Annotated in this window: 17 protein-coding genes, 1 tRNA gene and 1 pseudogene; 9 read left to right on the forward strand and 10 right to left on the reverse strand. The window is 68.6% G+C overall.

The features are described from left to right. Window positions 1-30 precede the first annotated feature (30 nt). Window positions 31-768, forward strand: a complete 738-nt coding sequence (msrA, locus tag CAL29_RS21005) for a peptide-methionine (S)-S-oxide reductase MsrA (RefSeq protein WP_094854953.1) — start codon at window positions 31-33, stop codon at window positions 766-768. Between the two features lie 43 nt (window positions 769-811). On the opposite strand, the gene CAL29_RS21010 is transcribed toward msrA, so the two are convergent. From CAL29_RS21010 to CAL29_RS21020, 3 genes are read right to left on the reverse strand one after another with little or no spacing between them, the layout of a single operon-like run. After that, entirely contained in the window at window positions 812-1819 is a 1008-nt protein-coding gene (locus CAL29_RS21010) for a Bug family tripartite tricarboxylate transporter substrate binding protein (protein ID WP_094856803.1), read from the reverse strand. Between the two features lie 17 nt (window positions 1820-1836). Continuing rightward, window positions 1837-3345 (reverse strand): FAD-dependent tricarballylate dehydrogenase TcuA, encoded by a 1509-nt coding sequence (tcuA, locus tag CAL29_RS21015; protein ID WP_179284126.1) that lies wholly within the window; start codon window positions 3343-3345, stop codon window positions 1837-1839. A gap of 1 nt (window position 3346) precedes the next feature. Further along, entirely contained in the window at window positions 3347-4804 is a 1458-nt protein-coding gene (locus CAL29_RS21020) for an MmgE/PrpD family protein (RefSeq protein WP_179284127.1), read from the reverse strand. 174 nt (window positions 4805-4978) lie between these two features. On the opposite strand from CAL29_RS21020, the gene CAL29_RS21025 reads away from it, so the two are divergent. Both CAL29_RS21025 and CAL29_RS21030 read left to right on the forward strand, forming a co-directional pair. Next, a complete protein-coding gene (locus tag CAL29_RS21025) occupies window positions 4979-6448 on the forward strand; it encodes an MmgE/PrpD family protein (RefSeq protein WP_094854956.1) in 1470 nt (489 codons plus the stop codon). Between the two features lie 5 nt (window positions 6449-6453). Continuing rightward, complete coding sequence (locus CAL29_RS21030; protein ID WP_094854957.1) at window positions 6454-7869, forward strand: MmgE/PrpD family protein; 1416 nt, start codon at window positions 6454-6456, stop codon at window positions 7867-7869. A 9-nt stretch (window positions 7870-7878) separates the two neighbouring features. On the opposite strand, the gene CAL29_RS21035 is transcribed toward CAL29_RS21030, so the two are convergent. Continuing rightward, complete coding sequence (locus CAL29_RS21035; RefSeq protein ID WP_179284128.1) at window positions 7879-8622, reverse strand: GntR family transcriptional regulator; 744 nt, start codon at window positions 8620-8622, stop codon at window positions 7879-7881. Window positions 8623-8942: 320 nt separating this feature from the next. On the opposite strand from CAL29_RS21035, the gene katG reads away from it, so the two are divergent. Then, entirely contained in the window at window positions 8943-11210 is a 2268-nt protein-coding gene (katG, locus tag CAL29_RS21040; RefSeq protein ID WP_094854959.1) for a catalase/peroxidase HPI, read from the forward strand. Window positions 11211-11298: 88 nt separating this feature from the next. Here katG and CAL29_RS21045 read toward each other — a convergent pair whose 3' ends face one another. Together CAL29_RS21045 and CAL29_RS21050 are read right to left on the reverse strand one after the other, a co-directional pair. Further along, on the reverse strand, window positions 11299-11898 hold the full coding sequence (locus CAL29_RS21045; protein ID WP_094854960.1) for a hypothetical protein: 600 nt from the start codon (window positions 11896-11898) through the stop codon (window positions 11299-11301). A 163-nt stretch (window positions 11899-12061) separates the two neighbouring features. Next, window positions 12062-12138, reverse strand: a tRNA-Arg gene (locus CAL29_RS21050). A gap of 407 nt (window positions 12139-12545) precedes the next feature. Here CAL29_RS21050 and CAL29_RS21055 point away from each other — a divergent pair. The 4 genes and pseudogenes from CAL29_RS21055 to CAL29_RS21070 form a co-directional block, all read left to right on the forward strand. Next, window positions 12546-14183: a thiamine pyrophosphate-binding protein gene (locus CAL29_RS21055; RefSeq protein ID WP_094854961.1), complete on the forward strand. Its 1638-nt coding sequence runs from the start codon at window positions 12546-12548 to the stop codon at window positions 14181-14183. 164 nt (window positions 14184-14347) lie between these two features. Further along, the gene (locus tag CAL29_RS21060) at window positions 14348-14719 is read left to right on the forward strand and encodes a hypothetical protein (RefSeq protein ID WP_094854962.1); all 372 of its coding nucleotides are present in this window, start codon (window positions 14348-14350) and stop codon (window positions 14717-14719) included. A 133-nt stretch (window positions 14720-14852) separates the two neighbouring features. After that, on the forward strand, window positions 14853-16496 hold the full coding sequence (locus tag CAL29_RS21065) for a Na+/H+ antiporter (protein ID WP_094854963.1): 1644 nt from the start codon (window positions 14853-14855) through the stop codon (window positions 16494-16496). A gap of 46 nt (window positions 16497-16542) precedes the next feature. Continuing rightward, window positions 16543-16917 (forward strand): annotated as a pseudogene (locus CAL29_RS21070) (hypothetical protein); the annotation flags it as partial. 262 nt (window positions 16918-17179) lie between these two features. Here CAL29_RS21070 and CAL29_RS21075 read toward each other — a convergent pair. Both CAL29_RS21075 and CAL29_RS21080 read right to left on the reverse strand, forming a co-directional pair. Beyond that, a complete protein-coding gene (locus CAL29_RS21075; protein ID WP_094854964.1) occupies window positions 17180-17644 on the reverse strand; it encodes a YaiI/YqxD family protein in 465 nt (154 codons plus the stop codon). 149 nt (window positions 17645-17793) lie between these two features. Then, window positions 17794-18918: an extracellular catalytic domain type 1 short-chain-length polyhydroxyalkanoate depolymerase gene (locus CAL29_RS21080; protein WP_143277711.1), complete on the reverse strand. Its 1125-nt coding sequence runs from the start codon at window positions 18916-18918 to the stop codon at window positions 17794-17796. Between the two features lie 244 nt (window positions 18919-19162). Between CAL29_RS21080 and CAL29_RS21085 the strand changes: the two genes are divergently transcribed. Next, complete coding sequence (locus CAL29_RS21085; protein ID WP_094854966.1) at window positions 19163-20125, forward strand: DMT family transporter; 963 nt, start codon at window positions 19163-19165, stop codon at window positions 20123-20125. 18 nt (window positions 20126-20143) lie between these two features. Here the strand turns inward: CAL29_RS21085 and CAL29_RS21090 are convergent, their stop codons facing one another. Then, window positions 20144-20467, reverse strand: coding sequence for a DUF190 domain-containing protein (locus tag CAL29_RS21090; RefSeq protein ID WP_094854967.1), 324 nt, complete (start codon window positions 20465-20467; stop codon window positions 20144-20146). Window positions 20468-20492: 25 nt separating this feature from the next. Then, window positions 20493-20876, reverse strand: a complete 384-nt coding sequence (locus tag CAL29_RS21095; RefSeq protein ID WP_094854968.1) for a DUF190 domain-containing protein — start codon at window positions 20874-20876, stop codon at window positions 20493-20495. Window positions 20877-20892 lie beyond the last annotated feature (16 nt).

Raw genomic sequence — 20892 nt, forward strand, 5'->3', positions numbered from 1 at the left:
TATTGAATTCCTTCGTATCGCGAGGCAATCATGAAGAATCCCCTCCCGCCTTCCCCTTCCAAAGGTCGCCTGCCCGTTCTGCTCGCCGGCGCGGGCCTGGGCCTGGCCATCGTGCTGCTGGCGCCCCAGCTCACCGCCCGCGCCGCCGAACAGGCGGTCGCCATCGTCGCGCCGGCGGTCGACGAACCGGCCACCGGCGCGACGAGCGAGACGGCGGTCTTCGCGGGCGGCTGCTTCTGGGGCGTGCAAGGCGTGTTCCAGCACGTCAAGGGCGTGACGCGCGCGGTGTCGGGCTACGCCGGCGGGCAGGCGGCCACGGCGCACTACGACATCGTCAGCGAAGGGCGCAGCGGCCACGCGGAGTCGGTGCAGGTGACCTACGATCCGCGCCAGATCAGCTACGGCAAGCTGCTGCAGATCTACTTCTCCGTGGCGCACGATCCCACGCAGTTGAACCGGCAGGGACCGGACACCGGCACCCAATACCGCTCGGCGATATTCCCCGCGTCGGCGATGCAGCACAAGGTGGCCGAGGCGTATATCGCGCAACTGAATCGCTCGGGGGCGTACCGCAAGCCTATCGTGACCACGCTGGAGGACGGGAAGGCGTTCTACCCCGCCGAGGGATACCACCAGGATTTCATGGAACATAACCCCGACTATCCCTACATCGTCTACAACGACCTGCCCAAGGTGAAGAATCTGCAGGCCATGTTCGGCGATCTCTATCGGGACCAACCGGTGCTGGTCGCCGCGCAGGCGCGGTAGCCGTTCACGCCCCGCGGGAGCCCTTTACTCCCGCGGCAGCCCTTCATTCCATCTGCAAGCCCGACTGCCGGATGGCGGCGCCGAGGCGGGCTTTTTCCCGCGCGATATGCGCGGCGAACTGCTCGGGCGTGCCGCCGGCGGGCTCGGCGCCGTCGCTGGCCAGGCTGGCGCGGATAGCGGGATCCTGGAGCGCCTGGTTGAGGCCCGCGTTGAGCTTCATGACGATATCGCGGGGCGTGCCGGCGGGCGCCAGGATGCCGTACCAGGAACTGGTTTCATAACCCGGCAGGCCTTGCGAGGCGATGGTCGGCACGCCCGGCAGCGAAGCGAGTTCATGCGTGCCGGTGACGCCCAGGGGAACGAGGCTGCCGTCCTTGATGTGCGGCAGGATGGCGACGACGCTGCTGAACATCAGGGGAACCTGTCCGCCCAGCAGGTCGGTCAAGGCGGGACTCAGGCCTTTATAGGGAACGTGGGTGAGCTTGACCTTGGCCTGCGTCTCGAACATCACCGCCGCCAGGTGCGAGGAGGAGCCGTTGCCGTTGGAGGCGTAATCCAGCTTGCCGGGTTCCTTGCGCGCCAGCGCGATCAGCTCCGCCACGGTGTGGATGTGCAGGCTGGGCTGCGCCACCAGCACCATGGGCGCCTGGGCCAGCAGCGTGATGGGGGCAAAATCCTTGATGGGGTCGTAAGGCAGGTTCTTGCGCAGGTTCGGATTGATGGCATGGCTGCCGACGCCGCCCAGGAACAAGGTGTAGCCGTCGGCCGGCGCCCGCGCGACGGCCTCGGCGCCGACCGTGCCGCCGGCCCCGGCGCGGTTCTCCACCACGATGGCCTGCCCCAGTATCTCGCCCAGGCGCCGCCCCACCGTCCGGGCCACGTTGTCATTGCCGCCGCCCGGCGCGAACGGCACGATCAGACGTATGGAATGATCGGGGTAGTTCGCCGCCGGCTGCGTTTCCGCCGCCCGGGCCGCCGATGGCGCCACGCCAGCCGCCATGCCCATAACCCCCGCCGACAGCAAGCCGGCAAGCCACGTTCTTCGTTTCATGATGTCCTTCCCCGCGCTCACCGAGCGCCCGATGCCAGCGCGCCGCGCGCGGCGCCGGTCCCCGCGATGCGGCCGAAGACGGCCCCGGACACCAGGCCGGTGCCGCTGGGATAGTTGAAGTAGAAAAGGCCGCCCACCATTTCACCCGCGCAATACAGCCCCGGCATGGGATTCAGATGCACGTCCAGGACCTGGCCGTTCTCCGGGCGGATGCGCAATCCGCCGAAGGTGAAGGTGATGCCGCAGGTCGTGGCGTAGGCGTGATAAGGCGGCGTATCCAGCTTCTGCGCCCAGTTGGACTTGGGCGGCGCGATGCCGCGGGTGGACAGGCCGTCCTTGATCGTGGGATCGAAGGCCACGTCCGGCACCACGGCGTCGTTATAGGCGCGCACGGTCTGCAGGAAAGCCTCGGGATCCACGCCCTCCAGCTTGCCGGCCAGGTCTTCCAGGGTGTCGGCCGTGACCTTGGTCATCGTCTTGATGCGGTATTCGGAACGCAGCAGGTCGTTGACCTTGGAATCGAATACCTGCCAAGCGAACTGGCCGGGCTGCTTGAGCAGCTCGCCGCCGTACTTGGCATAGGTGAAGGAGTGGAAGTCGTAGCCCTCGTCGACGAAGCGGCGGCCATGGGCGTTGATCAGCAAGCCGAAGATATAGCTGTGCTTCTGGTATTGATCGCCGACGTTCACGTCGCCGAATTCCGGCGCGTTCAATTCCCAGCCCGTGGCGTGGCAGCCCGACCAGTTGCCGTACGGCGCCGCGCCGGCGTCCAAAGCCATGCGCAGGCCATCGCCCTGGTTGTAGCGGGTGCCGCGCACCTTCGCCAGTTCCCAGCCGGGGCCCAGGTAACGGGCGCGCATTTCGGGATTGGCCTCGAAGCCGCCGCAAGCCAGCACCACCGCTCCCGCGCGGAAATCGACCGGCTCGCCCTGCCGCGTCGCATGCACGCCGCCGACGCGCTCGTGCTCGTCCAGCAGCAGGCGCTTGGCGCGGGTCGCATAGTGCACGTCGATGCCGGCCTGCCGCACGGCCTTGTCCAGGAATTGCACCAGCCCCGCGCCGCCGCCCGACACTTCGATCGGCAGGCGGCCGAAGAACTTGCGGCGGCCGTCCACCAGGCGCGACTGGCGGCCGAAGTTGGGCACGAAGCGCACGCCCTTGGAGCGCAGCCACACCATGGTCTCCAGGCTGCGGGTCACCAGGATCTCCGACAGCTCGGCGTCGGTGCGGTAGTTGGTCAGGCGAAACAGGTCGTCGAAGAATTCGTCGGTGGTGTTGGTGAAGAAATCGCTGGTGACGATCTCTTCTTCCGTCAGGTCGGTCACGCGCTTGAGGTCTTCGACGGAGTCGTAGGCGAAGCGCATCACGCCGCCGGCGAAACGGCTGTTGCCGCCGGACTCCTCCTCCGAGGCGGCCTCCAGGATGGCGACGCGCGCCCCCTGCTCGCGCGCGGCCAGCGCCGCGCACAGGGCCGCATTGCCCTTGCCCACCACGATCACGTCATAGTTCTGCTGGGTGTCTTGCACTTCAGTCTCCTCCACGAACGGCTTCCTGGATCCGCGCCGTCAGCGCGGCCACCCGCGGCAGCGCATCGATGGCCGCGACGGTATCGGCGATGCCGTCCACCGCGTCCTCGCGCAGGACCATGCCCGCGCACAAGGCGAATTTGCGCCGCAGCAAGGCGTGCGGCAAGGGACAGGCGGACGTGCGGCCCAAGGCCTGCTCGACGCTGGCCCGCAGCACGCGGCCGTCGCGCAGCGTCACGGCGACATGGCCGGCGAAATGGTTGGCATGGCGGTCCGGCGAAGGGTCGGATTGTGCAGCCATGTGCGCCCCATCGTCCTCGTCATAGGCAAGCACGCGAATCCTCGGCAGCAAGGCCGCGATGCGGGGCTCGCGCCAGGCGGCGTCGCCGAAATCCGCTTCCGCCACTCGACCGTCCGCCAGCGCGCGCGCCAGCACATACTGCAGGCTGAACTTGGCGTCGAGCGCGCCGCGCGGCCGCGGCCGGTTGGTGTGGGCCAGCCGCCGGCTGTGAATCGCCGCCTCGATGGCCACCACGTCCTCGGGCGCGGGACCATGCTCGCGCACCAGCGCCAGCATCGCATCGATGGCGGGATGGGTGCTGCCGCAGCACGGGTATTGCTTCACGGCGATGCCAGGAGAGATCAAATCGTAAGGGTCGGCCCAGGCTGCCATGGCTCGCTCCACGTCATAGTTGCCCGGGCCGTTGAAGACGTCGAGAAACCCCTGCCCGTGTTCGAAAACGGCGGCGGCGTTGGCGGTGAAGCCGAGACGCGCCAGGCGCGCGGCATAGAGCCCGTTACGGGCGCAATGCCCCACGTGCAGCGGCTTGGCCATGGTGCCGAAGTTGGCCTTGATGCCTGAGGCGAACGAGGCCGCCAGCGCCAGCGCGGTGGCGGTGGCCGCGCCATCCTGGCCCAGCAGGCGGGCGCACGCGGCCGCCGCGCCGAAGCATCCGAGCGTGGCGGTCGGATGCCAGCCCTTGCGGTAGTGATGCAGGTTGACGGCCATGCCCAGCTTGGTCTCGGTCTCGAAACCGGCGACATAGGCCGTGATGAAGTCGCGGCCGGAACTGTCCAGTTGCTCGGCCAGGGGCAGCAAGGCCGACACCAGCGGCGCCGAGGGGTGGCCTCCCATGGTGTTGCTGCTGTCGTCGAAATCCAGCGCATGCGCGGCCGTGCCGTTGACGAGGGCGGCGTCCAGCACGCCCAGCCGCTGCCGCGTGCCCAGGCGCGAAGCGGGGCCGGCGGCGCCGTCCAGCGCCTGGGCGACCAGGCGCGCCGCGGGCTCGCCGCTGCCCGCGAGCGTCACGCCCACGGTATCGAGAATGCCCACCCGGGCCCAATGCAGGGCCTGTTCCGGCAGGTCTTCATAACGCATCGCGGCCACGCGCGCGCCCAGCCATCGCGCCAGGCCGCGCGCGGCGCCCGCCGGGACCTCCTGCCCTGTGCCTGTCTCCATCTCCATCGCTCCTGGTCCAGGCCGCGAGGCCGGAACATCGATGTGTCGTTGCCGCATGAAGCTGCCTGGCGCGGCGCCGCCGCGATGCCGCTTTCGAAAATAGAGTACCACGGTATACTATTTTTCAGGCAAGCCGGATTTCCCCCTTATCCACCCCTCGCGCAGGCATCCTCCATGTCGACGACCGCCCTCTCGGACAATCGCTATACCCGCGGCATCGCCCGCTTCGTCTCGGAATTGCGTTACGAGGCGATCCCGCAAGAAGTGCTCGGCCGCATCAAGCTCTTGATGCTGGACTCGCTCGGTTGCGCGATCTACGGCGCCGACCTGGAATGGAGCCGCATCCTGCAGAAGACCCTGACCGGGCTGGACACCACGCAGGCCTGCGCCGTCTGGGGCACGCGCCACAAGCTCTCGGCGCCCCACGCCGCGCTGGTGAACGGCACGCAGGTGCAGGGCTTCGAACTGGACGACGTGCATCGCCAGGGCGTGCTGCACGTCGGCGCCGTGGTGCTGCCGGCCTTGATCTCGATCGCGGAAATACGGGGCACCAGCGTTCCGGGCCGTTCTCAACCCTCCCCCGGAGCAGCAGTCGCGCAGCGGCAGGCGGGCACGCCAATGACCGGCCGTGAATTCCTCGCCGCCGCGGTGGCGGGCTATGAAATCGGCCCGCGCGTGGGCATCTGCATGGGCCCCGAGCACATCGCGCAGGGCTGGCATTCGGGCGCCACGCTGGGCGTGTTCTCGGCCGCCGCCGGCGCCGCGCGCGGCCTGGGGCTGGACGTGGACCGCACGGTCCACGCGCTGGGTATCGCGGGCACCCAGTCGGCCGGCCTGATGGCGGCCCAGTACGGCGCCATGGTCAAGCGCATGCACGCGGGCCGCTCCTCGCAGAGCGGCCTGTACGGCGCGCTGTTCGCCGAACAGGGCTTCACCGGCATCGTCAACGTGCTGGAGAGCGAATACGGCGGCTTCTGCAGCACCTTCTCCCGCTCGCAGGACCGCTTCCAGCTCGAGGCGCTGACCGCCGGCCTGGGCCAGGACTGGCAGACCATGGGCGTGGCCCTCAAGTTCTACTCCTGCGTCGGCAGCAACCACAGCACGCTGGACGCGATACGCGCCATGCAGGCCGAGCGTCCCTTCGGCGCCGAGGACGTCGAGGACATACTCGTGCATGGCTCGCAGGTCACCATGGACCACGTCGGCTGGAAATACGAACCGCAAGGCCTGACCTCGGCCCAGCTCAACCTGCCCTACTGCGTGGCGACCTGGCTGCTCGACGGCGATTGCTTCGTCGACCAGTTCACCGAAGACAAGGTGGCCGATCCCGACCGCATGCGCATCGCGGAGAAAGTGCGCGTGGCGCACGATCCCGGGATCACGGCGAAGGGCTCCAAGTTCCGCCACATGGTGCGGGTGGAGGTCACCCTGCGCGACGGCACGCATATGGAACGCACCGTCGAGGCGGGCCGCGGCAACGAGAAGAACTTCGCCAGCGAAAGCGACATCGTCGAGAAATTCGAGAAGCTCGCCACGCACGTCCTGCCGCGCGGCCAGGTCGAGGAGATCCGCGACTGCGTCCTGGGCCTGGACGAGCTGGAGGACTGCGGCGTCCTGCCGCGCCTGCTGGCCGCCCGGGACTGACGCCCATGGCGACCGCAGGCGCAGCCAGCGCCAGCCGGCGGCTGGCCGAATTCGCGGCGAATCTGCGCTACGAGGATATCCCCGCGGAAGTCCGCGAGCGCGCGCGCGACTGCATCGCCGATACGCTGGCCTGCTGCGTGCAGGGCGCCGGCCTGCCATGGAGCGCCGCCATCGCCGCCTACGCCCGCCGCTACGCCGGCGGCGGTCCGTGCACGCTGTTCGGCGTCGCCGCGTCCGGCATGTCCGCTCCTGGCAGCACAGATCCTGGCGCAACCGCGTCAGGCGCGTTCACGGCCGGCGTGACCGCGCCCGCCGCGGCGCTGGCCAACGGGGCGGCGGCGCATGCCTTCGAGCTGGACAGCCTGCGCTTCCCCGGCGCCGGCGTGCACCCGGGCGCCACGCTGGTGCCCGCGCTCGCGGCCGCCTGCCAGGAGACCGGCGCGAGCGGACGCCAGGCCCTGACCGCCTTCGTCGCCGCCTGCGAAGTGCTCTTTCGCATCGGCGCGGCCACGCATCACAGCAGCGAAAAACTGGGCTTTCACGCGCCCGGGCTGACCGGCCCCTACGGCGCGGCCATCGCGGCCGGCCTCGTCCACGGCCTGGATGCCGGCCGCCTGACGCAGGCCCTGGGCATCGCCGGCTCCCTCTCCGCCGGCCTGCTGGCCTTCACCAAGGCGGGCAACGGCGGCATGGTCAAGCGCCTGCACCTGGGACGCGCCGCCGAGGCGGGCATCGTCGCCGCCGGCCTGGCCGCGGAGGGCTACGAAGGCCCGGACACCATCCTGGAAGGCCGCTACGGTTTTCTCCAGGCCTATTGCAGCGCGGGCGAGCCGGCCTTGTTGACGCAGGGCCTGGGAAGCGCCTGGGAGACGCTGAACATCTGCTTCAAGCGCTATCCCTGCCACGTCACCGCGCAGGCGCCGCTACAGGCGCTGCGCGGCCTGATGGCAGAACACGGCTTCGATGGCGCGGACATCGCGTCGATGGCGCTGGGATGCAGCGAGAAGATCGTCAGCCACCACGACATCCGCGACCCGGCCGACATCATGGCGGCGCAGTACAGCGTGCCCTTCTGCCTGGCGTTGGCCCAGTTCCGCGACCCGGAGGATCCGGGCGCGTTCGACGCAAGCGCCTTGCGGGATCCCGCGATCCGCCAGGCCTGCGAACGCATCGCGCTGAGCGCGCAGGCCGGCCTGCCTTCCGCCTGGAGCGCGCGCCTGGCCGTGCGCCTGCGCGACGGGCGGACGCTGGAGACCTTGGCCGACGGTTTTCGCGGCCTGCCCGCGCAGCCCTTGTCGCGCGAGGACATGCGCCGCCGCTTCATGCTGCGCACCGCCGCCGGCCTGGATGCCGGCGCGGCCGCCGCCTGGTACGACCGGTTGCAGGACCTGGAGAACCAGCCCGCGTTTCCGGCGGGGTAAGCGCCCCGATCAGCCGCGCGGGCCGCCCTCGCCGCCGCGCTTGATGTGCTTGGACAGCAGGCCCGGGCCGCCACGCTGGCGGATCTCGTTGAGCAGTTCGCTGTGCTGCAACTGCACGCGCACTTTCAGCGCATTGCGCACGTGGCGCACCATGACGGCGCGCGCGCCCTCGGCATCGCGCCGGGAAATGGCCTCGCAGATTTCCGCGTGTTCATCGAGCACCTGCTTGCGCCTTTCCTCGATCACCAGCGTGGACACGTTGCGATAGGCGGACAGCGTATCCGAGGTGATCAACAGGAACTTGAGCAGGAACTTGTTGTGCGCGGCGCGATAGATGGCCTCGTGGAACACGCGGTTGTGCTCGTTCATGCGGCCGGGCTCGTCCATGATTTCCTTCTCGGCCTGGACCAGGTGACGCAAGGTGGCGATCTCGGCTTCGGTCGCATGCTCGGCGGCCGAGGCGGCGGCGGCGCCTTCCAGCAACTCGCGCACCGCGTAGAGCTGCTGCATGGCGGCATCGTCGATCGAGGCGACGACCAGTCCGCGGCGCGGGTGCGGCGTCAGCAGCCCCTCGTTCTCCAGGCGGCGCAGGCCCTCCCGGACGGGCGTCCGGCTGATCCCCAGCCACTCGGCCACCTTGTACTCCGACACGCGATCGCCCGGCTTGATATCGTTGGCCAGGATGGCGTCGCGCACGGCGTCATAGGCGATGTCCCCCAGCAAGGCCTGGGAATCGGCAATGGTCTTCTTCATCAGGAAAATCTCGGTTCCCACGTTTACCAGGCGGCAGCATAACGCAGCGGAGCCATCCTTGCCGGGGTCTCGCGCAATTCCCGCGGCGCGCATTTCACCGAGGCATCGCGGCGGCCCGGGTCAGAAACTTCCTCTCTACAAGCCAACCTTCTCATCATAGTCTCCATCTATAAGATCCATTGCGACAATGATCTTTAATCCTGGCCGGGCTGGCGTATAGTCGTTTGCACCCTGCTCTGCCGGGCCACGCCGACCGCGCCGGATGCCGCATCGAAGCACGCGCCGGAGGCGTCCCCCCGCATTTACCCAACGGAGATCACATGACCAACGAAGCGAAGTGCCCATTCAATCACGCCGCCGGCGGCGGCACGACCAACCGCGATTGGTGGCCCAAGCAGTTGAGACTGGACCTGTTGAACCAGCACTCCAACAAATCCAATCCCTTGGACAAGGATTTCAACTACGCCGAAGCGTTCAAGAGCCTGGACCTGGCCGCCGTGAAGAAAGACCTCGCGGCCTTGATGACCGACTCGCAGGACTGGTGGCCGGCCGACTTCGGCCACTACGGCGGCCTGTTCATCCGCATGGCCTGGCACAGCGCCGGCACCTACCGCATCGGCGACGGGCGCGGCGGCGCCGGCCGCGGCCAGCAGCGCTTCGCGCCGCTGAACAGTTGGCCCGACAACGTCAGCCTGGACAAGGCGCGCCGGCTGCTGTGGCCGATCAAGCAGAAATACGGCCAGAAGATATCCTGGGCCGACCTGTTGATCCTCACGGGCAACGTGGCGCTGGAAACCATGGGCTTCAAGACCTTCGGCTATGCCGGCGGCCGTGAAGACACGTGGGAACCCGACCTGGACGTCTATTGGGGCAACGAGAAGACCTGGCTGGGCGGCGACGTCCGCTACGGCAAGGGCGCGGCGGGCCGCGACGCCGGCGACGAAGGCGTGCTGGTGGCCGACGCCGACATGCATGGCCAGGAAGCAAGCCGCAACGACGAGCGCCTGCTGGAGAATCCGCTGGCCGCCGTGCAGATGGGCCTCATCTACGTCAATCCCGAAGGCCCGGACGGCAACCCCGACCCGGTCGCGGCGGCGCATGACATCCGCGAGACCTTCGCCCGCATGGCGATGAACGACGAAGAGACCGTGGCGCTGATCGCCGGCGGCCACACCTTCGGCAAGACGCACGGCGCGGGCCCGGCCGACAACGTCGGCGCCGAACCCGAAGCCGCCGACCTGGAGCTCCAGGGCCTGGGCTGGCACAACAAGTTCGGCACCGGCAAGGGCGCCGACACCATCACCAGCGGCCTGGAAGTCACCTGGACCTCGACGCCCACCCGATGGGGCATGGGCTTCTTCGCCAACCTGTTCGGCCACGAGTGGGAGCTGACCAAGAGCCCCGCCGGCGCGCACCAGTGGGTAGCCAAGAACGCCAAGGCGGACATCCCGCATGCGCACGATCCGTCGAAGAAGCTGTTGCCGACGATGCTCACCACCGACCTGTCGCTGCGCTTCGACCCGGCCTACGAAAAGATCTCGCGCCGGTTCATGGAGAACCCCGACGCGTTCGCCGACGCCTTCGCCCGCGCCTGGTTCAAGCTGACCCACCGCGACATGGGCCCGCGTTCGCGCTACCTGGGTCCCGAAGTGCCGGCCGAGGAACTGGTCTGGCAGGATCCCGTGCCCGCCGTCGATCATCCGCTGGTCGACGACAAGGACATCGCCGCCCTGAAGCAGAAGATCGCCGCGACCGGACTGTCCGCGACGGAACTGATCTCCACGGCCTGGGCCTCGGCCTCCACCTTCCGCGGTTCGGACAAGCGGGGCGGGGCCAACGGCGCGCGCATCCGCCTGGCGCCGCAGAAGGACTGGGAAGTGAACCGGCCCGAGCAACTGGCCAGGGTGCTGGCGGCGCTGGAAGGCGTGCAGCGGGAATTCAACAACGCGGCCTCGGCGCCATCGGGCAAGAAGATTTCGCTCGCCGACCTGATCGTGCTGGCGGGCTGTACCGGCGTGGAACAGGCGGCCGAGAAGGCCGGCCATCGCGTGTCCGTGCCGTTCGCGCCGGGCCGCACCGATGCCTCGCAGGCGCAGACCGACGTCCAATCGATCGATGCCATGCGGCCGGCCGCCGACGGCTTCCGCAACTATGTCCATCCGCGCGTGCGGATCCCGGCGGAGCATCTGTTGATCGATCGCGCGCAACTGCTGACGCTGACGGCCCCCGAGATGACCGTCCTCGTCGGCGGCCTGCGGGTCCTGGGCGTCCAGGCCGGCGCGGAAACGCATGGCGCGTTCACCGACCGTCCGGGCGCGCTGTCCAACGACTTCTTCCGCAACCTGCTCGACATGGGCACGGCATGGAAACCCCGGTCGCCGGCCCGCGACGTCTTCGAAGGCCGCGACCGCAAGACGGGCCAGGCCAAATGGACGGGCACGCGCGTCGACCTGGTCTTCGGCGCCGACTCCCGCCTGCGCGCCTTGTGCGAGGTCTATGCCAGCGCGGACGCGGAGAAGAAGTTCGTCGACGACTTCGTCAAGGCCTGGGTCAAGGTGATGAACCTGGATCGCTTCGATCTGGCTTGAATTTGACTTGAGCCGGATGTCGGTTCGGCTTTGAACCGACGCGGCGCCGGGACCTCTCATCACTCACGAGACTCAGGCCCGGCGCCTTTCAGAACAGCTTCCGGGCCTGCACGCTGATGCTGAAGACGTTGCCCGGGTCCTGGTACTGCGCCGCATCCTGTTCGCCGATGTCGATGCGCTCCATCTCGTCGGCGGCATACGACTTCTTCGAAAAATAGCGCACCACCTTGCCGGTGGCGAGCAGCTTGTCCTTGTACAGCGCGGGCGAGAAGTTCACCTTGTGGCGATGGAGGTCGGCGCTGACGGCCACCAGGGTCCAGTGGCACACGCCCTGGCCGTAATAATCCTCGTCCTTGGGCAGGTCGAAGACCAGCTCCCCGCGGTAGGTGTTCGGCGCGACGCGACGCAGTTCGATCGGCGCGCGGTACTCGGGAACGATGGTCGCGCCCGTGAAGCGGGTCAAGGGCACGCAATTCGGCGTGTCCACGACATAATCGGCATAGCCCTGGACCGGTTCGAACGCCAGCGAGGGATCGCTGACGGTGGCCGTGATCTCGTATTTCATCCGGGCATCCGGATTGAGCTTGATATCGGGCTTCCTGCCGGCCGCGGCCTGCGCGGACAGCGAAGACGCGGCTGCAAACGTGGCAGCGAGACTCAACAGAACCGGACCGAACCGCAACGCCATTCCTATCTCCTGTTTCTTGCCCGCCCGTGGCCCACCGCCGCGCGCCGGCGCAATGCATCAACAAGTGCCGGAAAACGAAAGAAGAAAAACGAAAACAAAACGAAAAGCGGCTTGAAGGATAAACCTTCAAGCCGCTTTGACCGCTATACGACACGGTGGAATTTGGCGCGCCCGGCAGGATTCGAACCCACGACCCCTTGGTTCGTAGCCAAGTACTCTATCCAACTGAGCTACGGGCGCTTTGGTAAAGAAGAAAGATTTTAGCACAACTTTTTGCGGGTAGCTCGTGTATTTCACACTCGCTGCAAATCGCTGCGCGGCTTTTTCTCACCGCCTTGCCGGAACATTTGCGTACCCGATTTGTTTTCGTGTCCGCGTTCAAGCAAGAACGCGACTATAGCACGGTTTTTTTAACGCGTGCAAGTCGAAGGGAGAAATCGTTGGAGAGGCAGGAGAAATCCGGTCCGGCGCCAAGCGGAAATGCCGGCATGAAGTCCCGCGCAGCGCCGCATCCCGCCGCCGGAACGCGCGACGTGCGACAGGCCGCGCCCCTGACGGATGCGGCCGGCGCAGGCACAATAGCGGCATGGCCTCACCGGCGCCGGCGCGCGCCGCGCGCCCAAGAATCAACAACAGGAGACCGCCTCATGTCCGTCCCTCGCAATGGCGCCGCGGCGCTGGCGTCCACGCTGGCCGCGGCCGGCGTCAGGCGCTTGTTCACGCTGTCCGGCAATCACATCATGCCGGTATTCGACGCCTGCCTGGACGCCGGCATCGAATTGCTGCATACGCGCCATGAAGCCGCGGCCGTCCATATGGCCGACGCCTGGGCCCGGCTGACCGGCGAACCCGGCGTGGCCCTGGTGACGGGCGGCCCGGGCCATGCCAATGCGGTGTCCGCCCTCTATACCGCCAGCATGGCCGAGTCGCCCGTGGTGCTGCTGTCCGGCCACGCGCCGCACGCGCAACTGGGCATGGGCGCCTTCCAGGAAATGCGCCAGACCGATATCGCGGCGCCCCTGGCCAAGGCCGCCACGCTGGCCGCCAGCGCCGACAGCCTGCCGGCGGACATGCTGCGGGCGCTGCGCCTGGCAGGTTCCGGCCGCCCCGGTCCGGTGCACCTGAGCCTGCCGACGGACGCGCTGGAGGCCGCCTGTACGCAGCCGCTGCCCGAGCAGACCGGCGCCGGCCTTGCCGCGCCCCTTGCCCAGGCGCTGCCCGCGGATACCGCGCGCGCCGTCCTGGATACCCTCGCGCAAGCGCGGCGCCCCCTGATCCTGACCGGTCCCGCGGCCATGCGCGGCGCGGACCAGCAAGCGGCCAACGCGCTGGAGGCGGCCTGCGGCATTCCCGTCATCGGCATGCAAAGCCCGCGCGGCGTCGCCGACCCCGCGCTGGGCGCTTTCGCCGAAATCCTGGCGCAGGCCGATTGCATCCTGCTGCTCGGCAAGCGCCTGGACTTCACCCTGAAATTCGGCGCGGCTCCCGCCATCGCGGCCGCCTGCGCCTTCCTGCAGATCGATGCGGACGCCGTCGAATTCGAACGCAGCCGCCGCGCGGTCGGCGAGCGCCTGGGGCTGACCGCGCAGGCCGACCACGGCACGGCGCTGGCGGCGCTGCGCGACGCCTGCGCCGGCTACACGCCGCGCCATGCGGCCTGGACCGCCGACGTGCGCGCCGCCCTCGCCTACCGTCCCGCCGCCTGGGCCACGGCGACGGCGAAGCAACAGGGACGCCTGCATCCCTACCAGGCGCTGGCGCCCGTCCAGGCCCTGCTGGATCGCCACCCGAACGCCGTGCTGGTGGCGGACGGCGGCGAAATCGGACAGTGGGCGCAAGCCATCCTGCACGCGCCGGACAAGGTATTCAACGGCGTCGCCGGCTCCATCGGCGCGGCGCTGCCCTTCGCGGCGGCGGCCAGCCTGGCGCGCCCGGGCGCGCCGGTCGTGGCGGTGCTGGGCGACGGCACCTTCGGCTTTCACGCGGCGGAGATCGACACCGCCGTGCGCTACCGCCTGCCCTTCATCGCCGTCGTCGGCAACGACGCGCGCTGGAACGCGGAATACCAGATCCAGCTACGCGAGTACGGGCCGGAACGCACCGTGGGCTGCGAGCTGCTCCCCACGCGCTACGACCTCGTCACGCAAGCCTTCGGCGGCCACGGCAGCCTGGTGACGATGGCGGAAGCGGTCACGCCGGCGCTGGCGCAGGCGCGCGGCTGCGGCCTGCCGGCCTGCGTCAACGTCATGATCGAAGGCCTGCCCGCGCCGGTGGTGCGCCGGTAGCCGAACGACGCGCGCGTGAATCCGGCGCAAACCCGATGCATGGCGGCCAGCGCGCGCGAAATACAAAACGGCGGCAATCTTGACATAATCGGCAACTGGCGGGGGCCGGCGACTCCCGTCTTTTATCGTCCGTGCCGACAGCCCGTCCCAACAAGGAGATCCGTATGCGCATTTCCCGTGTCCTTCCCTCGCTCGTGTTCGCCCTGGCCTGCGGACCCGCGGCCCATGCCGCGGGCGTGGCCTTCATGAACAACACCATCGTCGCCCGCATCCCCGCGCAGGAGTGGCCGCAGTTCGAGAAGACGGTGGCGCAATCGCTGAACGACTCGCCCGACGGCGCCGCCACCACGTGGACCAGCCATACGAAGCGCATGCGCGGCGGCCCGGTGACCGTGACGCTGACGCCCAGCAATACGACGCGGGAAGGACGCTGCCGCCTGATGTCGGCCGAGGTCTCGCAACAATCCGCGCGGGAGCACTGGCAATTCCTGTTCTGCAAGAACGCGGAAGGCGCCTGGCGCGCCAGCAGCGACTGACCGGGAGAACGGACGGCCGCGCCGGACGGTAAAGGTAAACTTCCTTCCTTCCCCCTGCCCGGCAAGGGGGAGCGCCCTATCGTGAGAAGATAGCCCCGGAAAACACACGAAACCCAGCGGAAGGATGGAAGTTATGGAAGCAATCGGGATCACCCTGGCGATGTTCGCCGCCGTGCTGGTCAGCGGCATGGTGGTCCGGGTACTACCGGTAGCCGTGCCCTTGCCGCTGGTGCAGATCGCCCTTGGCGCCCTGATCTCCAGTTTTTCCGATCACGGCGTGCGGCTCGACCCGGAAGTCTTCTTCCTGCTGTTCCTGCCCCCCTTGCTGTTTCTCGACGGCTGGCGCATTCCGAAGGAAGGCGTGCTGCGCGACAAGTACTCCATCCTCGAACTGGCGTTCGGCCTGGTGTTCATCACGGTGCTGGGCGTCGGCTACTTCATCCACTGGATGATTCCGGCCATGCCCTTGCCGGTGGCCTTCGCGCTGGCGGCCATCGTCTCGCCCACGGATCCGGTGGCGGTGTCGGCCATCACGCAGCGGGTCGCCATCCCCAAGCGCGTCATGCACGTGCTCGAAGGCGAGTCGCTGCTGAACGACGCCAGCGGCCTGGTCGCCTTCCGCTTCGCGGTCATGGCGGCCGTATCGGGCAGCTTCTCCCTGGGTTCGGCCGCCGTGTCCTTCCTGTGGGTGGCCATCGGCGGCCTGGCGGCCGGCGCGATCTTCACGATCCTGGTGACCGCCGCCAAGAACCTGTTCACCCGCAACTTCGGCGAGGAGCCGGGCTCCGAGATCCTGCTCAGCCTGATCATTCCTTTCGGCGCCTACGAACTGGCCGAGCACATCGGGGCCTCGGGCATCCTTGCCGCGGTGGCCGCCGGCGTGGCCATGAGCTACGTGGAGCTGTCCGGCAAGGCCATGGCCATCACGCGCATCCAGCGCAATGCCGTGTGGAACATGCTGCAGTTCACGCTCAACGGCATCATGTTCGTCCTATTGGGCGAACAACTGCCCGCCATCTTCAACGGCGCCGTCGGCGTGGTGCGGGACACCGGACACCTGAATCCCTGGTGGCTGCTGGCCTACGCGCTGGCCATCAACGTGGCGCTGGCGGCCTTGCGGTTCGGCTGGGTGTGGCTCTCGCTGGCCATCGGCCGCCGGATCGCCGCGCGCCGGGGCACCCTGGCGCCGCAGCCCAGCATACGGCTCATGCTGGCGGTATCGCTGGCCGGCGTGCGCGGCGCCATTACGCTGGCGGGCGTGCTGACGCTGCCCTTCGTGGTGGACAGCGGCGAGCCCTTCCCCGCCCGCGACCTCGCCATCTTCCTGGCCGCCACCGTCATCATCGTCTCGCTGCTCACGGCCAGCATCGGCCTGCCGCGCCTGCTGCGCGGGCTGGACGTGCCGGAAGAAGGAGAGCACCATCGCCAGGAAGACCTGGCCAACGCGGCGGCGCGGGAAGCCGCGCTAAAGAGCATCGAGGCCACGGCGCACGAGCTGACGATCAAGAATCCCCAGACCGATCCCACGATCTATACGGAAGTGGCCACCCGCCTGATGAACAGCATCCAGCAACGCGCCACCGGCGGCCGGGACCAGGAGGTGGAGCCGGAGGTCATCAAGCTGCAGCAGGAAATCGAACGCCAGATGCGGCTCGCCGCGCTGGCTGCTTCGCGCGGCGAGCTTTACCGCATGGCGCGCCACGGCAAGCTGTCGGACGAAATGGCGCGCGAGATGGTGAAGGGAATAGATTTGCAGGAAGCGCGCCTGCGGGCTTGACGGCGGCCCGGCGCGCCGCCCCCGATTGCAAGAAAGGAGTTCTTCCATGGCGCCGGCCTCCAATTCGCTCGCCTGGGTTTTCGACGTCTTCGAAGGCGAGGAGACCTACCTGTCCAAACCCATGTTCGGCTGCCTGGCCGCCTACGTCGACGGCCTGCTGTGCCTGGTCGCCGCGGACCGCGGCGCACCCTGGGATGGCCTGCTCGTATGCACCTCGCAAGACCGCCATGCGGCGCTCGTCGAGGAATTGCCGGCCCTGCGCCGGCATCCGGTGCTCGGCAAGTGGCTCTACGTCCCGGAATCCGATCCCGAGTTCGAGCACACCGCCCGGCGGACGACGGCGCTGGTGCTGGCCCGCGACGAACGGATCGGCGTCGAGCCCAGGCCCAGGCGGCGCGGCGGGGCCGCCGCGCTTCCCAAGGCCTCGCGGACGGGCAAGCGCGCCGATGCCGCGCAAGAGAAAATACCGTTGTCCAGGCCCCTGGGGCTGGGCGATCCCGACGACGGCCAGGGCCGGGCATTGGACCCGTTCACCGGCAAGCGCGGCAAAGCGGTCAAAGGACGCGGGCGACGATAGCGGCACCCCTCACGACGCCGGCATCGCGTAGTGGGTCGCCTGCCGCGCGCCCATCGCAACGCTCGAATGACGTTCGAATGACGCTCGAATGTCGATCAGACGCCGCTCAAGCGGCGCCGGGCCGCCTGGCGTGCCGCGCGAGGAAGCGGTCCAGTTGCCCGGCGAACGCCCTGCCGTCCTGCTGCGAGTACGAGGAAGGCCCGCCCGTCTCCACGCCCGCGCTGCGCAGTTGATCCATCACGTCCCGCATCGTCAGGCGCTCCTGTATGTTTTCACGCGTGAACCAGTTTCCGCGCGGGTCCAGCACGTGGGCCTGCTTGTCGAGCGCGGCGGCGGCCAGGGGAATGTCGGCCGTGATGATGAGATCGCCCGGCCCCGCCATCTCGACGATGCGGGCGTCCGCCACGTCGAAGCCCGCCGGCACCTGCACCGCCTTGATGAAAGGCGAAGGCGGCGTGCGCAGGTACTGGTTCGCCACCAGCGTGACGCACACCTCGACCCGCCGCGCGGCGCGAAACAATATTTCCTTGACGACGCCGGGACAGGCGTCCGCGTCAACCAGCACCTGCATCGCGTTCTTCCGCCAGCAACAAAGGGCCTCCATCTTACCGCCCCGCCCGCTCGCGAGCCGCGGCGACAGCCGAAGCCATCGCGCGGATCCGCGACGCCCCCATTGCGTGCGAAGGCGCGCTCATGGGCGCGCCCCTCCGCAACACGGCGCTAGCCCGCGCGCTTGCGCCCCTTGAAAAACCGCCACATCAGCAGCGAGGCATTGGGCCCCTGCCTGGAATGGAAGCGTATGCGGCCGTCGCCGCCGCTCCAGGCGTGGCCCAACCCGGGCACTTCGCACAGGCTCACGACGGGCCCGCGCCGGCTCGGCGCGTCCATGCGCAGATAGCGGCGGGCGCTGCCGGCGTCCTTTTCCTGGGACGGAGCGGCATCGTCGCCGCCGGCGTCCATGCCGTTGACCCACGCCATCTGCTCGAACAACTGGTGTCCGTTGCGCTTGTCCACCACCACGTCGTCATCCCCCTGCAGGATGATGGCGGGCATGCCGGGAAACGTCTCGCGATCCACCATGAGGGAGGCCATGGCCTGGTCCGGCGTCGCCTCGGCGCCGTGGCGCATCACGCGCAAGCCCTGGCCGGCGTTGTGCGCGCCGCCCAGCGCGGCACCCGAGTGCATGCCCACGGCGGCGAACAGGTCCGGATGCCGCAAGGCCGTCAGCGCCGCCATGCCCGCGCCGGCGGACAGGCCGGCGATGTACACGCGAGCGGGGTCGGCCTGGTAGTCCGCCACCGCGGCGGCCGCGATGCCGGCAATGGCGTCCGCTTCCGCGTAGCCATGGGCGGAGTCCGGCTGGTACCAGTGCCAGCAGCGGTTGTGCTGCCCGCGCCGCGATTGCTGCGGATAGACCAGCAGCAGCCCTTCGCGATCCGCCACGCGGTGCATGCGCGTCCCCACCGCGAAATCCCGGGCGGTCTGCTCGCAGCCGTGCAACATCACCAGCACCGGGCATCCCTTGCGCAATCGCGGCGGCGCGTAGACGAAATAGGACAGGCGCACCGGCCATACGCCGGGGACGGGAGGCGTTCGATACACGCGCGTCTTCCACGTCCCCGCGAACGCGGCGGCGTCGAACTCCGGCCCGGCGCCGGCGGCCGCCTTGTCCACGGACGCGCGTTTCCTGGCGGCCTTGGCGCTCGCCTGGGAAGCCGAGGCCGAGGACTGCCGCATCACCTCCTTGAACAGCGCGTGCGGCGCCAGGCGCCAGGCCGTGCGCTGCAGGCGCGCCATCTTGCGGACGGCGGAGAAAAACAGCGCGGACGATTTGTTTCGGGTCACGATCAACCTGGGTACATGCGGAATCAGCCCATTAAATCGGATTTGCTGCAATGCAGCAACCACGATTCACAAGATGTCACGCTTGACGCGCGTTGCCTGGGGAGCGCTTGGCCTCGTGGACCATTTTTCAGCTTCAAGACAGATTCCGGGCCGGCAAGCCCCCGCCAAGCGCATCGACGGAAGCCCTCCCCGCGGCCGGCCTCCGCTTGTTGGACAATAGCGGATTCCCGCCTTCCCGACCGCCATGTCCCGACCCGATTCCTCCCTGGCCACGCGCCTCCTGCCCTGGGCCGCCCTGCTGCTGCCGTCGCTGTTCTGGGCGGGCAACTTCATCGCGGGCCGGGCGATGCGCGATGCCGTCACGCCGATGACGCTGGCGCTGGGCCGCTGGCTGATCGCGCTGGCCTGCCTGCTGCCCTTCGCGTGGCGCGGCATGCGCCGCGACGCCAGGCGCTACCTGGCGCATCGCTGGCTGATCCTCGGCACCGCCGTGACCGGCGTGGCGGCGTTCAGCTCGCTGGTCTACGTCGGCCTGCACACCACCACCGCCAGCAACGGCCTGCTGCTCAACTCCCTGATTCCGCTGCTGATCGTGCTGGCCGGCGCGGTGTTCTACCGGCAGCGCCTCACGCTCGGCCAGGGCGTGGGGCTGGCGCTGTCCTTCGCCGGCGTGCTCACGCTGGTGCTGCAGGGGCAGTGGACGCAATGGCGGCAGGTGTCCCTGGTCCCGGGCGACGGCATCCTGCTCGTCGCCATGGTCTGCTTCGCCTTCTACACCCTGTGGCTGCGGCAGTTGCCGCCCGAACTGGACCGCCTGGGCCTGACGGCCACGCAGATCGCCGTCGCCATCCTCGTGCTGCTGCCTTTCTGGCTGGCCGAACGCGCGGGCGGCACGCGCACCGAATGGACCCTGGCCAGCGGCGCGGCCCTGGCCTATGTGGGCATCTTCCCGTCGGTGGGGGCCTATCTTCTCTACACGCGGGCCGTGCAGCACTTCGGGCCGGCGCGCGCCGGCCTGAGCATCCACCTGATTCCCGTCTTCGGCGTCGTGCTGTCCGCCCTGCTGCTGCACGAACGGCTGCATGCCTGGCATGCGGCCGGCATCGCCGCCATCGCGGCCGGCCTGGTCTGCTCCAACCTGGCCCCGGCGCGCCCGGGCGCCCTGATCGGGAAGACCGGCGCGCCCGCCCCGGACAAGCCACGCTAGGCGCCGGGCGCGCCGGCCTTATTTTTCGCCCTTCCCCATCCGGCCGAACTCGACCGCCGTCTTCACGAAGAAGACGTCGATGTCTTCCTGCTCCAGCGCGGCGATGAACGCGTCGCCCTTGTCCTCGGCGATGGCCACCGTCACGCCCACCGGCTGGTCGGCGAGTTCGAAGAAATGCGCGGAATGGATCCGGCCGTCTTGCCCGAAACCCTCCGCCGCGCTGAACATCGTGCCGCCCAGCGCGCCGTGTTCGCGCGCGAACGTCAACAGCCATTCGGCCAGCGGCGTCTTGCCATGGCGGCGGTCTTGCTGGGTATAGAAAACCAACTGGTAGCCTTTCATCGGTCACCTCCAGGAGTAATAGGAGTCAGGCGGCCGCCGCGTTCGCCGCGTGCTCGTTCACGCCGTGGATCAGGGGCAGCTCGCACTTCAGCAACACCGCCTTCACCTTGTGCAGTTCGGCGGCATGGTCGCGCAGGAACTTGCGCAGCACGGTCTCGCTGTCGACCAGTTCGACGCATTGGGGATGCCGCATGGCAACGACCTCGGGATGATGGTGCGTGATCTTCTGTCCTTGCAGATAGCCGGCGTGGATGGTGTGCAGCACGGCCTGGCTGATGCCCGACTTCTTGGCGGCGACCAGCAAATGGTGGGCCAGGGCGGGCGCGCTCAGGTGGTGCCAGAAGCGGGTGGCGGTGGCGCGGGCGGAATTGGGGAAATAGAGCCGCAGCGCGGCGTGATCGTTCGTCATGATGTCAGTGAAAGTC

The organism is Bordetella genomosp. 10 (genome assembly GCF_002261225.1).
GTDB lineage: Bacteria > Pseudomonadota > Gammaproteobacteria > Burkholderiales > Burkholderiaceae_B > Bordetella_C.

Excerpts from the sequence above, each read along its gene's own strand:
- msrA (WP_094854953.1), top strand. The coding sequence starts at position 31 with ATGAAGAATCCCCTCCCGCCTTCCCCTTCCAAAGGTCGCCTGCCCGTT.
- CAL29_RS21010 (WP_094856803.1), bottom strand. The coding sequence starts at position 1,819 with ATGAAACGAAGAACGTGGCTTGCCGGCTTGCTGTCGGCGGGGGTTATG.
- CAL29_RS21020 (WP_179284127.1), bottom strand. The coding sequence starts at position 4,804 with ATGGAGACAGGCACAGGGCAGGAGGTCCCGGCGGGCGCCGCGCGCGGC.
- CAL29_RS21025 (WP_094854956.1), top strand. The coding sequence starts at position 4,979 with ATGTCGACGACCGCCCTCTCGGACAATCGCTATACCCGCGGCATCGCC.
- CAL29_RS21030 (WP_094854957.1), top strand. The coding sequence starts at position 6,454 with ATGGCGACCGCAGGCGCAGCCAGCGCCAGCCGGCGGCTGGCCGAATTC.
- CAL29_RS21035 (WP_179284128.1), bottom strand. The coding sequence starts at position 8,622 with ATGAAGAAGACCATTGCCGATTCCCAGGCCTTGCTGGGGGACATCGCC.
- katG (WP_094854959.1), top strand. The coding sequence starts at position 8,943 with ATGACCAACGAAGCGAAGTGCCCATTCAATCACGCCGCCGGCGGCGGC.
- CAL29_RS21045 (WP_094854960.1), bottom strand. The coding sequence starts at position 11,898 with ATGGCGTTGCGGTTCGGTCCGGTTCTGTTGAGTCTCGCTGCCACGTTT.
- CAL29_RS21055 (WP_094854961.1), top strand. The coding sequence starts at position 12,546 with ATGTCCGTCCCTCGCAATGGCGCCGCGGCGCTGGCGTCCACGCTGGCC.
- CAL29_RS21060 (WP_094854962.1), top strand. The coding sequence starts at position 14,348 with ATGCGCATTTCCCGTGTCCTTCCCTCGCTCGTGTTCGCCCTGGCCTGC.
- CAL29_RS21065 (WP_094854963.1), top strand. The coding sequence starts at position 14,853 with ATGGAAGCAATCGGGATCACCCTGGCGATGTTCGCCGCCGTGCTGGTC.
- CAL29_RS21075 (WP_094854964.1), bottom strand. The coding sequence starts at position 17,644 with ATGCAGGTGCTGGTTGACGCGGACGCCTGTCCCGGCGTCGTCAAGGAA.
- CAL29_RS21085 (WP_094854966.1), top strand. The coding sequence starts at position 19,163 with ATGTCCCGACCCGATTCCTCCCTGGCCACGCGCCTCCTGCCCTGGGCC.
- CAL29_RS21090 (WP_094854967.1), bottom strand. The coding sequence starts at position 20,467 with ATGAAAGGCTACCAGTTGGTTTTCTATACCCAGCAAGACCGCCGCCAT.
- CAL29_RS21095 (WP_094854968.1), bottom strand. The coding sequence starts at position 20,876 with ATGACGAACGATCACGCCGCGCTGCGGCTCTATTTCCCCAATTCCGCC.